The 16,370-nt window shown below is 74.2% G+C and carries 2 protein-coding genes; both read right to left on the reverse strand.

Features of this window, described 5'->3' with window-relative positions; translation table 11 throughout:
• Nucleotides 1-14,929, reverse strand: a 14,929-nt coding sequence (locus tag ACTWQE_RS21065) for a type I polyketide synthase (protein ID WP_443330555.1), incomplete at its 3' end; no start/stop codon positions are given.
• A gap of 358 nt (nt 14,930-15,287) precedes the next feature.
• Entirely contained in the window at nt 15,288-16,037 is a 750-nt protein-coding gene (locus tag ACTWQE_RS21070; RefSeq protein WP_443330570.1) for a LuxR C-terminal-related transcriptional regulator, read from the reverse strand.
• Nucleotides 16,038-16,370 lie beyond the last annotated feature (333 nt).

Here is a 16,370-nt window from a genome sequence, read left to right on the forward strand (position 1 = left end):
GGGGGTCCATGGCCAGGGCCTCGCGGGGCGAGATGCCGAAGAAGGAGGCGTCGAAGTCGGCAGCGTCGTGGAGGAAGCCGCCCCGGGTCGAGTAGGTGTGGCCGGCCCGGTCGGGGTCGGGGTCGTAGAGGCCCTCGGCGTCCCAGCCGCGGTCGGTGGGGAACTCGCCGGTGGCGTCGCCGCCCTCGGCGACCAGGCGCCACAGGTCCTCCGGGGAGCCGATGCCGCCGGGGTAGCGGCAGCTCATGCCGATGATGGCGATGGGCTCGTCGTCGGTGGCGGCCGCGGTGTGCGTGGCCGCCCCGGCGGTGCCCGCGTGGGACCCGGCGATGGCGTCGCGCAGGTAGGCGACCAGCGCGAGCGGGTTGGGGTAGTCGAAGACCATGGTGCTCGGCAGGGCGAGCCCGGTCACGGTGGCGATCCGGTTGCGCAGGTCGACGGCGGTCAGTGAGTCGAAGCCGACGTCGCGGAAGGCGCGTTGTTCGGAGAGGACGTCGGGTGAGGCGTGGCCGAGGGCGGTGGCCGCCTCGGTGCGGACCAGGTCCAGCAGGAGCCGGTCCTGCTCGACGGGGGCCAGGGCCAGCAGCCGGGTGGTGAACTCGTTGCCGGAGCCGGGGAGTTCGGTGCCCGCCTCCGCCAGCTGCCGGACCTCGGGCAGTTCCCCGAAGAGCGGGGTGGGCCGGTTGGCGGTGAAGACGGGGTAGTAGCGCTCCCAGTCCACGTCCGCGACGGCCAGGACCGTCTCGTCGTCGTCGAGGGCCTGCCGCAGGCCGGTGAGGGCCAGTTGGGGTTCCATGAAGACCAGTCCGCTGCGGCGGATCTGGGCGGGGTCGACGCGGCCGAGCTTGAGGTCGTCGGCCCAGATGCCCCAGGAGATGGCGGTGGCGCGGGCGCCCCGGGCGCGGCGGTGCTCGGCGAGGGCGCCGAGGTAGGCGTTGCCCGCGACGTAGGCGGCGTGGGCGCCGCTGCCCCACATCCCGGCGGCGGAGGAGTACAGGACGAACGCGTCGAGCTCGTCGTCGTCGAGGAGTTCGTCTAGGTGCCGGGCGCCGGGGACCTTGGCGTCCAGGACCTGCGCGAAGACGTCGGGGGTGGTCTCGGCGATCGGCGCGAGTTCGATGGTGACGGCGGTGTGCACGACCGTGCGGACGGTGCGGCCTTCGGCCTTCAGGGCCGCGAGCATGTCGGCCACGGCGCTGCGGTCGGTCAGGTCGCAGGCGACGACGGTGGCTTCGCAGCCCGACTCGGCGAGTTCCCTGACGAGTTCGTCGGCGCCGGGTGCCGCCGGGCCGCGGCGGCTGGTGAGCACGATGTGCTCGGCGCCCTGCCCGGCGAGCCAGCGGGCCAGGTGCGGGGCGAGGGTGCCGGTGCCGCCGGTGACGAGGGTGGTGCCGCGCGGCGACCAGGGCCGGGCCGGGGCGGGGTCGGCTCCGGCGGCCCGTACGACGCGGCGGGTCAGGACGCCGGAGGCGCGCAGGGCGAGCTGGTCCTCGCCGGTGCGGCCGGACAGGACGGCGGCCAGGCGTTCGCCCGCGCGCCGGTCGAGCTGCTCGGGCAGGTCGATCAGGCCGCCCCAGCGCTGCGGGTGTTCGAGGGCGGCGGTCCAGCCCAGGCCGTGGATCTGGGCCTGGTCGGGGTGGGTGAGCCGGTCCGCGCGGCCGGTGGAGACGGCCCCACGGGTCAGGCACCACAGGGGCGCGTCGATCCCGGAGTCGCCGAGTGCCTGGACGAGCGCGAGGGTCAGGGCGAGTCCGCGGGTGAGCGCCGGGTGGTAGGCGCTCGGCCCCTCGGCGTCGGCAAGCAGGGACACCACGCCCGTCAGGTCCGCCGCGCCTTCGAGGTCCGCCAGGCGCGCGGTCAGGGTCGCGCGGTCGGCGCAGGTGTCGTCCAGGACGAGGGTGCGCGGTTCGGCGCCGTGGGCGGCGAGGGCGCCGGTGACGGCGTCGGTGACGGTCCCTTCGGGGGCGACGACGAGCCAGCTGCCCGTCAGGGAAGGGGTGGGCAGGCTGGTCAGTGGCTTCCAGGTGGCACGGTAGCGCCAGGAGTCCACAGTGGAAAGGTCGCGGCGGCGCTGGCGCCAGTGCGAGAGGGCCGGGAGGACCGGGGCCAGGGAGGTGCGGTCCAGGCGCAGGCTGGAGGCGAGGGCGTCGACGTCCTCCTCCTCGACCGCCGTCCAGAACTCCGCGTCCGCGGGGTCCGCTTCGGGCCGGTCCTGCGGCAGGTCGGGGATCGCCCACAGGTGCTCGCGCTGGAAGGCGTACGTGGGCAGTGGCACGCGGCGGGCGCCGGTGCCCGCGAAGACACCGGTCCAGTCGGCGTCGGCGCCCCGTACGAAGGCCTCGGCGAGGGACGTCAGGAAGCGGTCGGTGCCGCCCGCTTCGCGCCGGAGCGTGCCGAGGACCGCGGCCGGGGCCCCGGCTTCCTCGGCGGTCGCCTGGATGCCCATGGCGAGTACGGGGTGGGAGCTGACCTCGATGAAGAAGCGGTGGCCCTGGGCGAGGAGTTCGCCTATGGCGGGCTGGAAGCGGACGGTCTGCCGCAGGTTGGTGTACCAGTAGTCGGCGTCCATGCCGGTGGTGTCCAGCCAGTCACCGGTGACGGTGGAGAAGAAGGGCACCTGCGCGCGGCGCGGGCGCACCGGTGCGAGGACGGTGCGCAGTTCGTCCCGCACCCTTTCGACCTGCGCGGAGTGCGAGGCGTAGTCCACGGCGATGCGCTTGGCGCGGATGTCCTCGCCGATCAGCTCGGCCTGGAGGGCGTCCAGTGGTGCGGTGGCGCCGGAGACGACGACGGACCGGGGCCCGTTGACGGCGGCGATGGACAGGTCCTCGTACGAGGCGACGCGCCGCTCGACGTCGGTCACGGGCAGCGGGACGGACAGCATGCCGCCGGATCCGGCCAGCCCGCGGGCGATGGCCTGGCTGCGCAGTGCGACCACGCGGGCCGCGTCGCCCAGGGAGAGGGCGCCGGCGACGGCGGCCGCGGCGATCTCGCCCTGCGAGTGGCCGACGACGGCGTCGGGGGTGATGCCGTGGGAGGTCCACAGGGCGGCCAGCGAGACCATGACGGCGAACGAGGCGGGCTGGACGACGTCGACGCGGTCCAGGGCCGGCGCGCCCTCCGTCCGGCGCAGGACGTCGAGCAGGGACCAGTCGGTGAACTCCGAGAGGGCGGTGGCGCATTCGGTCAGGCGCTCGGCGAAGACCGGGGACTCTTCCAGGAGCCGCGCTCCCATGCCGACCCACTGGGAGCCCTGGCCGGGGAAGACGAAGACGGTCCCGCCGTCGGTGTCGGCCGTGCCCAGGACGACGCCCGCGTCGGAGCCGCCGGTGGCCAGGGCGTCGAGCGCGGCGCGCCGGGCCCGGTCGTCGGTGCCGACGAGGACGGCGCGGTGGTCGAAGAGGGTGCGGGTGGCCACCAGGGTGTGGCCGATGTCGAGGGCCGCGGGGGCCTGTTCGCCGTCGAGGTGGGCGGCGAGGTTCGCGGCCTGGGCGCGCAGGGCGCCCGGGGTCCGGGCGGAGAGCACCCAGGGTATGGCGCCGCCTGCCGGGGGCACCGGCTGTGCGGGGGCGGTGTCCTGGGGGCGGGGGGCTTCTTCGAGGACGGTGTGGGCGTTGGTGCCGCTGATGCCGAAGGAGGAGACCGCGCAGCGGCGCGGGCGCTCGCCCTCGGGCCATTCGGTGGGCTCGGTCAGCAGGGAGACGGTGCCGGGGGTCCAGTCGATGTGGCGGGAGGGGGTGTCCGCGTGCAGGGTGCGCGGCAGCTGTCCGTGGCGCAGGGCCAGGACCATCTTGATGACGCCGGCGACGCCGGCCGCCGACTGGGTGTGGCCGATGTTGGACTTGACGGAGCCCAGCAGCAGGGGGTCCGCGGTGTCGCGGGCCGGTCCGTAGGTGGCGAAGAGGGCCTGGGCCTCGATGGGGTCGCCGAGCGCGGTGCCGGTGCCGTGGGCCTCGACGGCGTCGATGTCCGCCGGGGTCAGCTTGGCGTTGGCCAGGGCCTGGCGGATGACGCGCTGCTGGGCGGGGCCGTTGGGCGCCGACAGGCCGTTGGAGGCGCCGTCCTGGTTGATGGCCGAGCCGCGGACGACGGCGAGTATCTCGTGTCCGTTGCGCTGGGCGTCGGAGAGCCGCTCCAGGACGAGGATGCCGACGCCCTCGGCGAGGGCCATGCCGTCGGCGCTGTCGGAGAACGCCTTGCAGCGGCCGTCGCCCGCCAGGGCGCGCTGCCGGCTGAAGGCGACGAACGGGTTGGGGTTGGTCATCACGGTCGCGCCGCCCGCCAGGGCGAGGGAGCTCTCGCCATTGCGCAGGGACTGGCAGGCCAGGTGCAGGGCGACCAGGGAGGAGGAGCAGGCCGTGTCGACGGTGACGGCGGGCCCTTCGAGGCCGAAGAGGTAGGCCAGCCGCCCGGACAGGACGCTGGGGCTGGTGCCGGTCACCAGGTGGCCGGCGGAGCCGTCGCTCACGCCGAACCCGTACTCCTGGTAGGTGGAGCCGATGAAGGTGCCGGTGCTGGTGCCGTGGACGGCGGTGGGGTCGATACCGGCGTGCTCGAACGCCTCCCAGGTGGTCTCCAGCAGCAGGCGCTGCTGGGGGTCCATCGACAGGGCCTCACGCGGCGAGATACCGAAGAACGAGGCGTCGAACTCGCCCGCGTCGTGCAGGAAGCCGCCCTGGGTGGAGTACGTCGTGCCGGGGTTGTCGGGGTCGGGGTCGTAGAGGCCGGTGTGCCAGCCGCGGGTGACGGGGAAGTCGGTGATGGCGTCGACGCCTTCGGAGACCAGCTCCCAGAACTGCTGCGGGGAGCGGACACCGCCGGGGAAGCGGCAGCTCATGCCGACGATGGCGATGGGTTCGTCGAAGCTGCCCGATGAGGACACAGCCACGGCCGCGGGGGCGGCCGACCCCTGTCCGGTGCCCAGGAGTTCGCCGCGCAGGTGGCGGGCGAGGGCGGCTGGGGTCGGGTAGTCGAAGACGAGGGTGGCGGGCAGCGGCAGGCCGGTGAGCGCGGCCAGCCGCTTGCGCAGTTCCACGGCGGTCAGCGAGTCGAAGCCCGCGTCGCGGAAGGCCCGGCGCTCGGAGACGGCCTCGGCACTGGCGTGGCCGAGTGCGACGGCGGCCTCGGCGCGCACCAGGTCGGTGAGCAGGCGCTGTTGCTCGTCCTCGTCGAGGCCCCGCAGGCGTTCGGCGAATTCGGGCGCGGCGCTGACGCCTTCGGCGCGTACGAGGGCCTGGACCTCGGCCAGTTCGTCGAAGAGGACGCTGGGGCGGGTGGAGGTGAAGACCGGGTGGTAGCGGTCCCAGTCGATGTCGGCGACGGTGACCGTGACGTCCTGCTGGACGACGGCGCGCCGCAGTTCGGCGATGGCGGTCGAGGGCGCGAGGAAGCGCAGCCCGCGCCGGTGCAGTTCGTCGGTGACGGCCTCGTGGGTGGCCATGCCTGCCTCGGCCCAGGGGCCCCAGGCCACCGAGGTGGCGGGCAGGCCGCGGGCCGCGCGGTGCTCGGCGAGGGCGTCGAGGTAGGCGTTGGCGGCGCTGTAGGCGCTCTGTCCGGCGCTGCCCCACACTCCGGCGATCGAGGAGACCAGGATGAAGAAGTCCAGGTCGTGGCCCTCCAGGAGGCTGTCGAGGTGGGCCGCGCCGAGCAGCTTGGCGGCCATGGCCTGCGCGGCGTCCGCCAGCGGGGTGTCGGTGAGGGCGGCGGCCTGGCCGACGCCCGCCGCGTGGACGACCCCGGTCAGCGGGTGCTCTTCCGGTACGGAGTCCAGCAGCGCGGCGAGGGCCGCCCGGTCGGCGGTGTCGCAGGCCGCGATGGTGACGCGGGCACCCAACTCCTCGAGTTCGGCGACAAGTTCGTCCGCTCCGGGGGCATCCGGTCCGCGGCGGCTGGTGAGCAGGAGGTGGTCGGCGCCGCTGCGGGCGAGCCAGCGGGCGGCCTCGGCGCCGAGCGCTCCGGTGCCGCCGGTGACCAGTACGGTGCCGCGCGCGGTGAAGGTGTCGGCCGGGGGCAGTTCGGCGAGCGGGTGGCGTACCAGGCGGCGGCCGAGCGCGCCGGTGGCGCGGATCGCGATCTGGTCCTCGCCGCCCTGCGCGGCCAGGGCGCTGACGAGGTGTTGGGTGGTGGGCGCGTCGAGGACGGGCGGCAGGTCGATCAGGCCGCTCCACAGCTGCGGGTGCTCCAGGGCCGCGACCCGGCCAAGGCCCCAGACCGCCGCCTGGAGGGGGCCGGCGAGTGGGTCGGCGGGTCCGGTGGTGACGGCGCCGCGGGTCAGGGTCCACAGGGGCGCGGCGAGGCCGGTGTCGGCGAGTGCCTGGGTCAGGACGATGCTCAAAGCGAGCCCGGTCGGCGGCTCGGCGCCGATGTCGGTGCCGGGCCGGTCGGCGAGCGGGAGCAGGGACAGTACGCCGGTCAGCGGCCGGTCCTCGTCCCGTACGGCGGTGAGCCGGTCGGTGAGTTCGGCGCGGTCGAGGCAGGCGGCGTCCAGGACGAGGGTTTCGAACTGGGCGCCGTGGCCGCGCAGCGCGTCCAGAATTTCGTCGCCGTCGGTGTTCCCGTCGGCTTCGGTGGTGACGAGCAGCCAGGTGCCGTCCAGGACGGGGGCTGCGGCAGCCTGTACGGGCCGCCAGGCGACACGGTAGCGGGTGGAGTCCAGCAGGGCCTTCTCGTGCCGGTGCTGGCGCCAGGACGACAGGGCGGGCAGCAGGGCGTAGAGGGAGGCGTGCTGTTCGTCGCGCAGTCCGAGGAGGGTCGCGACCTCCGTGGCGTCGCCGCGTTCGACGGCGCCCCAGAGTTCGGCGTCCGCGGGGTCGGCGGCGGCCTGCGGACCGGGCGCGGGGGTGGTCTCGGGCCAGTAGTGCTCGTGCTGGAAGGCGTAGGTGGGCAGGTCCACGGTACGAGTGGCGGTGCCGGTGAAGTACGCGGGCCAGTCCACGGCGGTGCCGCGTACGTGCAGGCGGGCGAGCGCGGTGGTCACCGACCGCTCCTCGCCGCGCTCGGCGCGCAGCAGCGGGACGAGGTCCGCTTCCGTCTCCTCGCCCAGGGTGTCCTGGGCGGGGGCCAGCAGGACGCTGTCGGGGCCGAGTTCGAGGAAGGTGCCCGCGCCGTGGGCGTGTGCGGCGCGGATGCCGTCGGCGAAGCGGACCGTGCCGCGCGCGTGCGCGACCCAGTAGGCCGCGGAGCGGAGCTGTTCGTCGGTAGCGGGTTCCCCTGTGAGGTCGGAGATGACGGTGAGGTTCGGTGCGGCGTAGGTGAGCTCGGCCGCGACCTCGCGCAGCCCGTCGAGCATGGGCTCCATGAGCGGCGAGTGGAAGGCGTGGCTGACCGGGAGCTGCTTGGTCTTGCGGCCCTGTGTGGCGAAGTGGGCGGCGATCTCCTCGGCCGCTGCCCGGTCTCCGGCGACGACGACGGCGCGGGGTCCGTTGACGGCGGCGAGGGAGATCTCGTGCTCGCGCCCGGCGAGCAGGGGGGAGACCTCGTCCTCGGTGGCCTGGAGGGAGATCATGGCGCCGGTGGCAGGCAGGGCCTGCATCAGCCGTGCCCGCGCGGCGACCAGGCGGGCCGCGTCGGGGAGCGAGAGGACGCCCGCGACGTGTGCGGCGGCGATCTCGCCGACCGAGTGGCCGAGCAGTACGTCGGGGCGGATGCCCCAGGTGTGCAGCAGCCGGTAGAGGGCGACCTCGATGGCGAAGAGGGCGGGCTGGGTCCACTCGGTGCGGTCCAGCAGTTCCGCCTCGGGGCTGCCGTCCGGGGCGAACAGGACGTCCTTCAGGGGGCGGTCCAGGTGCGGGTCGAGGGCCGCGGCCACCTCGTCGAGGGCCGTGGCGAACGCGGGGAAGCGGGCGTGGAGTTCACGGCCCGCGCCGGGGCGCTGGCTGCCCTGCCCCGAGAACAGCACGGCCAGCTTGCCTGCGCCGCCGATCTCGCCCTCGGTCAGGGCGGGGTCGGGCCGGTCGTTGGCCAGGGCGGCCAGGGCGCGCAGCAGTTCGTCGCGGTCGCCGGTGACGACGGCGCGCTGGTCGAAGGCGGAGCGGGTGGTGGCGAGGGAGAGCCCGATGTCGGCCGGGTCGAGCGCGGGGTGGTCGTCCAGGAAGGAGCGCAGGCGGGCGGCCTGGTCGCGGAGTGCCGCCCGGCTCTTGGCGGCGAGCCGCCACGGCACGACGGCCGGTGCGGGCCGCGGCTGTTCGCGCTCCTCGCGCGGGTCCGGGGCGGCCGCCGGTTCCTCGACGATGACGTGGGCGTTCGTACCGCTGAAGCCGAAGGAGGAGACGCCGGCGCGGCGCGGTCGGCCGACCTGCGGCCAGGGGGTCTCCTCGGTGAGCAGGCGTACCGCTCCGGTGTCCCACTCCACGTGTGTGGACGGCTCGTCGGCGTGCAGCGTGCGGGGCAGCACGCCGTGGCGCATGGCCATGACCATCTTGATGACACCGGCGACGCCGGCCGCGGCCTGGGTGTGGCCGATGTTGGACTTGACGGAGCCGAGCAGCAGGGGGTGTTCGGCGTCGCGGTCCTGGCCGTAGGAGGCGAGCAGGGCCTGAGCCTCGATGGGGTCGCCGAGGGTGGTGCCGGTGCCGTGGCCCTCCACCGCGTCCACGTCCGCCGTGGACAGTCCGGCGGCGGCCAGCGCCTGCCGGATCACCCGCTGCTGGGACGGGCCGTTGGGCGCGGTCAGGCCGTTGGAGGCGCCGTCCTGGTTGACGGCGGAGCCGCGTACGACGGCCAGGACGTGGTGCCCGTTGCGGCGGGCGTCGGAGAGCCGTTCCAGGACGAGTACGCCCACGCCCTCGGACCAGCCGACGCCGTCGGCGCTGTCGGAGAACGCCTTGCAGCGGCCGTCGGGGGACAGTCCGCGCTGCCGGGAGAACTCGATGAGGGCGCCGGGGGTGGACATCACCGTGACGCCTCCGGCCAGCGCCAGGGAGCACTCCCCCGCGCGCAGGGCCTGCATCGCCCAGTGCATGGCGACCAGGGAGGAGGAGCAGGCGGTGTCGACGGTGACGGCGGGGCCTTCGAGGCCGAGGGTGTAGGAGACCCGCCCGGAGGCGACGCTCGGGGCGGTGCCGCTCCCCTGGTGGCCCTCGAACTGCCCGCCGGAAAGCACCGTGGCGTAGTCGTTGTACATCACGCCCGCGAACACGCCCGTCTGGCTGCCGCGCAGGGACACCGGGTCGATACCCGCGCGCTCCATGGCCTCCCAGGACGCTTCGAGGAGCAGCCGCTGCTGGGAGTCGGTGGCCAGGGCCTCGCGGGGGCTCATGCCGAAGAAGGCGGGGTCGAAGTCGGCGGCGGTGTCCAGGAATCCGCCGAAACGGGAGTAGGAGGTGCCTATGCGGTCAGGGTCCGGGTCGTAGAGCGCGTCCAGGTCCCAGCCCCGGTCGGTGGGCAGGCCCGAGATGGCGTCGGTGCCCTCGCTGACCAGCCGCCACAGGTCCTCGGGCGAGGCGACGCCGCCCGGGTAGCGGCAGCTCATGCCGACGATGACGATGGGGTCGTCGTGGGTGGCGGTGGCGGCGGCACGGGGGGCACCGGCCGGGGCGGCGGCTTCGGAGCCCATGAGTTCGGCGAGGATGTGCGCGGCGAGGGCGTCGACGGTCGGGTAGTCGAAGATGACCGTCGCGGCGGTGCGCAGGCCGGTGGCCGCGCTGAGCCGGTTGCGCAGTTCCACGGCGGTCAGCGAGTCGAAGCCCAGCTCCCGCAGCGGGCGCCGCGCGTCGATGTCGGCGGTGCTGGAGTGGCCGAGTACAGCGGCCACTTGGCCGGCCACGAGGTCGAGCACGACCTCGCCGCGGTCGGCCTCCGCCAGCCGGGACAGCTTCTGTACAAGGGTGACCGCGGCCTCCGAGCCCGAGACCACCGAGCGGCGGGCCGGGGTGCGGATCAGGCCGCGCCACAGCGGCGGTATCTCGCCCTGGACGCGCAGGACGGACAGGTCGAGCCTGGTCGGCAGCAGGACGGCGGCGTCCGTGGCGGTCGCCGCGTCGAAGAGGGCGATGCCCTGTTCCTCGGTGAGCGCGGGCGTGCCCATACGGGCCAGGCGCTCAAGGTCGTCGTCCGTCAGGCCGCCGGTCATTCCGGCGGTGGGCTCCCATGGGCCCCAGGCCAGGGAGAGCCCCGGCAGGCCCTGGGCCCGGCGCAGTTGGGCGAGGGCGTCGAGGAAGGCGTTGGCGGCGGCGTAGTTGCCCTGGCCCGCCGCGCCCACGGTGCCGGAGAGGGAGGAGAAGACGACGAAGGCGGCCAGGTCCAGGTCCTGGGTGGCCTCGTGAAGGTGCCAGACGGCGTCGGCCTTGGGCCGCAGGACCGCGCTGATCCGCTCGGGGGTGAGCGACTCGATCACGCCGTCGTCGAGGGTGCCGGCGCTGTGCACGACGGCGGTGACGGGGTGCTCGGCGGGCACACCGGCCAGCAGCCGCTCCACGGCGGCGCGGTCGGCCAGGTCGCATGCCGTGAGGGCCACCTGCGCGCCGTACCCGGCCAGTTCGGCCACGAGTTCCCTGGCGCCCTCGGCGTCGGCGCCGCGGCGGCTGGCGAGCAGCAGGTGCCGTACGCCGCGCTCGGCGACCAGGTGCCGGGCCAGTACGCGGCCCAGGCCGCCGGTGGCCCCGGTGAGGACCACGGTGCCCTCGGGGTCCCACTCCGTTACGGTCTGCGGCGCCTGGGCGCGGGCGAGCCGCGCGGTGAGCACGGCGGTGCCGCGGACGGCGGTCTGCGGCTCGTCCAGAGCCAGGGCCAGGGCCCGCGACAGCGGCTCCGCGGCGGGCTCGGCGGGGTCGGGGTCGATGTCCAACAGCCCGAAGCGGCCGGGGTGTTCGCTTTGCGCGGACCGCACCAGGCCCCAGACGGCGGCGGCCACCGGGTCCGGGGCCTGCCGGCCGTCGGTGGCGACCGCGCCACGGGTGACGAAGACCAGCCGGGACGCGGCGTACCGCTCGTTCTGCAGCCAGGTCCGCAGGCGCTCCAGGACGTGGGCGGTGCGGTCGTGCACGGCGGTAACGACGTCGTTACCGGTGGCACCGGCTGCACCCGCGACGGGGGCGAGGACCACCTCCGGGGCCGGGATGGCGGTGTCCGGGCCGGGCAGCGCCGTGACCGTGAGGTCCGGCGACGTCAGCGCCCGCTCCAGGCCGAAGAGGTCCGGGCCGAGGACGGCGACCGAGGCGGGCGCCGCCTGGGCGGCCTGGCGCGGTTCCGTCCAGAGCAGCTCGAACAGGGCGTCGCGAACAAAAGAGTTGGCGGCGCTGAGCCGCTCGTCGGGCATGGTGCGCAGGACGAGCGAGCCGATGGAGGCGACGGGGGCGCCGGTGGTGTCGGCGACGGCGATCGCCACCGCGTCGTCGGCGGCCGGGGTCAGCTTCACGCGGACCGTCGTCGCCCCGCTCGCGTGCAAGGTCACGTCCTGCCACGAGAAGGGCAGGCCGCCGCGGGCGTGCTCGCCAAGGTCGATGAAGGCCGCGGCGTGCAACGCGGCGTCCAGCAGGGCCGGGTGGATCCCGAACGACGCAGCAGACGCAGCGTCGGCGCCGTTGGTCTCGGGGAGGGTCACCTCGGCGTAGACGTCGTCGCCGCTGCGCCAGGCGGCGCGCAGGCCCTGGAACAGAGGGCCGTATCCGAAGCCGGTGTCGGCCATGCGGTCGTAGAAGCCGTCGAGGTCCAGCGGACGTGCGTCGGCGGGAGGCCAGGCGGTGGCGTCGAAGCCGGCGCGGTGCTCGCCGGCGACGAGGGTGCCGGCGGCGTGCTGGGTCCAGGGGAGTTCCTCCGGCCCGTCGGGGCGGGAGTGGACGCTCACGGCGCGGCGGCCGGACTCGTCCGGGCTGCCCACCCACACCTGCACCTGGACGCCGCCCTCCTCGGGCAGCACCAGCGGGGCGGCCAGGGTGAGTTCCTCCACGCGATCGCAGCCGGCCTCGTCCCCGGCGCGCACGGCCAGCTCCAGGAAGGCGGTGCCCGGCAGCAGCACCGTGCCGCGCACCGCGTGGTCGGCGAGCCAGGGGTGGGTGCGCCGCGACAGCCGGCCGGTGAGCAGCAGGCCGTCGGAGTTGGCGACCGACACGGCCGCCGTCAGCAGCGGGTGGTGCGCCGCGCCCAGGCCGGCGGCGCGCACGTCACCGCCCATAGCGGGCACGTTCTTGGGCCAGTAGCGGCGGCGCAGGAAAGCGTAGGTGGGCAGGTCGGTGCGCCGGGCGCCGGTGCCCTGGAAGTAGGGCTCCCACTGGACGGCCACGCCGCGTGTGTGCAGACCCGCCAGCGCGGCGGTGAGGGCCTCGGCCTCGGGGCGGCCCGGCCGCAGCACGGCGAGCGTGGCGGGAACGCCATCAGCGGGGCCGGCGGTGTCAGCGGAGTCGGGGACACCGTCGGCGGTGCCGGCCGCGGCCAGGCAGGTCTGGGCCATGGCGGACAGGACGCCGTCGGGGCCCAGTTCCAGGAAGGTGGCGGCGCCGTGGCCGTCGAGCCAGGCGAGGGCGTCGGCGAATCGTACGGCGTGGCGGGCGTGGTCCACCCAGTAGTCGGGGGAGGTCAGCTGCTCCACCGTGGCGAGGGTGCCGGTCAGGCCGGAGACGACCGGGATCACGGGCGCCTGCGGTGTGAGCCGGGAGACGGCGGTGCGGAACTCCTCCAGCATGGGCTCCATGAGCGGGGAGTGGAACGCATGCGAGACACGCAGCCGCTTGGTCTTGCGGCCCAGCGCGCCGAAGTGTTCGGCGACGGCGGTGACGTCGTCGGCCCGGCCGGCGACCACGACGGCGGTGGGCCCGTTGACCGCGGCGACCGAGACGCGGTCCTGCCGATCCTCCAGGAGGGGCAGGACCTCCTCTTCGGTGGCTTCGAGGGAGACCATGGCGCCGCCTTCGGGGAGCGCCTGCATGAGGCGGCCGCGGGCGAGCACCAGGGCCGCGGCGTCGGCCACGGAGAAGACCCCGGCCACGTGCGCCGCGGCGATCTCGCCGATGGAGTGCCCGGCGAGGAAGTCCGGCTTGATGCCGAAGGACTCGGCGAGCCGGTACAGCGCCACCTCGATCGCGAACAGTGCGGGCTGGGCGTAACCGGTCTCGTCGAGCAGGGCGGCCTCGGGCGTGCCCTCGGCGGCGAACAGCACGTCCTTCAGGGGCCGTTCGAGGCCCTGGTCGAGGTGGGTGAGGACGTCGTCGAGGGCGGTGGCGAAGAGGGGGAAGCGGGCGGCCAGTTCACGCCCCATGCCCGGCCGCTGAGAGCCTTGGCCCGCGAAGAGGAAGGCGAGCTTGGACCGTGTCCGCGCGGTGTCCTGCACCAGGCCCGGGGCCGGCGCGCCGTCGGCGAGCGCGGTGAGGGCGGCGCGGGCCCGGTCCAGGTCGGCCGCGGTGAACGCGGCACGGTGCTCCAGGCCGGAGCGGGCCGTGGCCAGGGAGTAGGCGACGTCCACGGGGTTCACGGGCGCGAGACCGGGGCGGGACGTGAGGTGTTCGAGCAGCCGCGCCGCCTGGGCGCGCAGCGCCTCGCGGGTGCGGCCGGAGACGAGCCACGGGACGGCGCCCGCCGCCACGGGGTCGGCGGCGGCCGGCCGTACGGTGTCCTCCTGGCCCCCCTGGCCTGCCTCGGGGGACGGGGCGGGCGGGGCCTCCTCCAGGATCGTGTGCGCGTTGGTGCCGCTGAGCCCGAACGAGGAGACGCCGGCCCGGCGCGGCTGTTCGCCCCGCGGCCACGGGGCTTGCTCGGTGAGCAGGCGCACGGCCCCCTGTGTCCAGTCGACGTGCGAGGACGGCGCGTCCACATGGAGTGTGCGCGGGAGCAGGCCGTGCCGCATGGCCAGCACCATCTTGATGACGCCGGCCATGCCGGCCGCCGCCTGGGTGTGGCCGAGGTTCGATTTCACGGAGCCCAGCAGCAGCGGGCGGTCGCCATCGCGGTTGCGGCCATAGGTCGCCAGCAGCGCCTGGGCCTCGACGGGGTCGCCCAGGGTGGTACCGGTGCCGTGCGCCTCGACGACGTCGATCTCGTCGGCCGAGAGCCGCGCGCTGACCAGCGCCTGCTCGATCACCCGTTGCTGCGAGGGCCCGTTGGGCGCGGTCAGCCCGTTGGAGGCACCGTCCTGGTTGACGGCGGAGCCCCGGATGACGGCCAGGATCTCGTGCCCGTTGCGACGGGCCTCCGAGAGGCGTTCCAGGACCAGGACGCCCACACCCTCGGCCCAGCCGGTGCCGTTGGCGGAGTCGGCGAAGGAGCGGCAGCGCCCGTCGGCGGAGAGACCGCCCTGGCGGCTGAACTCCACGAATGTGGCGGGGCTGGACATCACGGTGACACCGGCGGCCAAGGCCAGGGAGCACTCGCCCTGGCGCAGGGAGTGGGCGGCCAGGTGCAGGGCCACGAGGGAGGAGGAGCAGGCGGTGTCGATGGTGACCGCCGGGCCCACGGCCCCGAAGAAGTACGCGAGCCGGCCCGAGATGACGCTGGTGGTGGTGCCCGTCAGGGCGAAGCCCTGGACGTCGTCGTCCGGGCCCACCCGGTATTCCTGGGGCATCGCCCCGACGAACATGCCCGTCCTGGTTCCCCGGACCGCCGCCGGGTCGATACCGGCCCGCTCGAAGGCTTCCCAGGAGGACTCCAGCAGCAGCCGCTGCTGCGGATCCATGGCGAGTGCCTCACGGGGGGAGATCCCGAAGAAGGAGGCGTCGAACTCGGCCGCGTCGTGCAGGAATCCGCCGGAGAACTCCCCCGCGTCCTCGGCCGACAGTTCCCAGCCGCGGTCGGCGGGGGCCCTCGTGATGCCGTCACCGTCGGCGGCGAGCAGGGACCAGAGTTCCTCGGGGCTGCTCACGCCTCCCGGGAAGCGACAGCTCATGCCCACGATCGCGATCGGCTCGCGGGCCGCCGCCTCCAGCTCGCCCACCCGCTGCCGGGAGCGCCGCAGATCGGCACTGGCCCGCTTCAGGTAGTCGCGGAGCTTCTGTTCCTGGTCCATGTTCGCCACGTTCAACCCAACCCATCTCAAGACCGGCGGACAGCAGAGGATTCCGATGTGGGCATCCGGCACGGGGGACGGCTGTTCCACAACGACTGAGTTATCTGCGTGCCCTGCACGAGGCAGCTCGACTTCCCGCACGCCACACGCCCAGTCTCGACAGGGGTGGCCATGGAATTCCCTAGAGTCGGCCGGACCCCCGGGGCCGGCCGCGCGCCAAGGCGCCGGGGGCGCCGCGGATGCTCCGCGGCGCCCCCGGCGTCTTGTGTCTCGTTGGTTCTCTTTCGGCTCGGGCCAGGGCCCAAAGGCGGGACCTGGCCCGCAAGTCCGCGCGGCGAACCACGGGAATGCGGGTGTGCTACTTGATGAAATCGTCCACGACACGGGGCGGCCAGGTTCCCACCGTCAGCACCCCCATCGCATACGCGCGGGAGACCAGGGCCGCGCGGTTGGGGACCTTCAGTTTCCGCAGCAGTCCGGTGACGTGATACTCCACCCCCTGTCGGCTGAGATACAGCCGGGAGGCCAGCGGAATCGTGGACAAGCCCGCCGCGATTCCCTCCAGAATTCGCGCGTCGATCTCGCTGAGTAATTTCTTTCGGGGCGCCACCACCGCGTCGTCCTCCGCGCTCTCTTTTGACCGCATCAGAACGAGAACCGCGGCCGGGTCGGGGGCGTAGTCGCTCACGACGGCGGCCGTGAGGCTGCCGGTGAATGCGTCGCCTGTCGGCCGCAGCGCCACCACGTGCGCGGCGAACCGGTCGCGGCGGCCCTCCAGCAGCCGCTCGAACTGCCGCATGAGCGGCTGCCGCACGCTGGGGTGCATCAGTTCGCGGAAATTGCGCCCGCAGACGTCGGGTGCCGTTGTCGAGGATTCGGAGGGGGGAGAGGCGAGTACGTCGACGGAAGCCGCGGTGGGGGTCGCGAAGTGGCGGAAGAACTCCTGGTTGGCGTGACGGATCGTCAGCGCCGGGTCCAGTACGGCCATGCACACGCCCGGCTGGTCGGACGAGGGCCGCCCTTCCCGCCGTCCCGCCACGCCGAGCGCACCGACCGCACTCCGGCCTGCCGAAATCTGCGGAGAATCCTCCAGAGCAGAAAACATCAAGGGACCGACATCCTTTCCAACCCCCGTCTGTAAACCAGAAATACAAGAGAGATCGAGCGAGAAAGAGAAACCGGAGAAAGAAACGGGCCGGGTAAACCGAAGACCCGGCAGCTGTCGGGAAAGAATTCCGATCTCCCCGACACAATCGACACTAGCGAGCGATCCGGACAAGCGTCAACGCTCACCCGGCCCCCACCGCTAAACCTGTGGTCGCACTCGCGGACGGTACGGTCCCGCCCCGACCTTTCGGTCCCCCCGAACACCTCGCGCCGTTTGCCCTTTCGATCGCCCCGAATACCCCCGCGCCGTTGCCCTTTCGGCCCCACCGAATAC

The sequence above is a fragment of the Streptomyces sp. 8N706 genome (genome assembly GCF_052245415.1).
Lineage (GTDB): Bacteria > Actinomycetota > Actinomycetes > Streptomycetales > Streptomycetaceae > Streptomyces.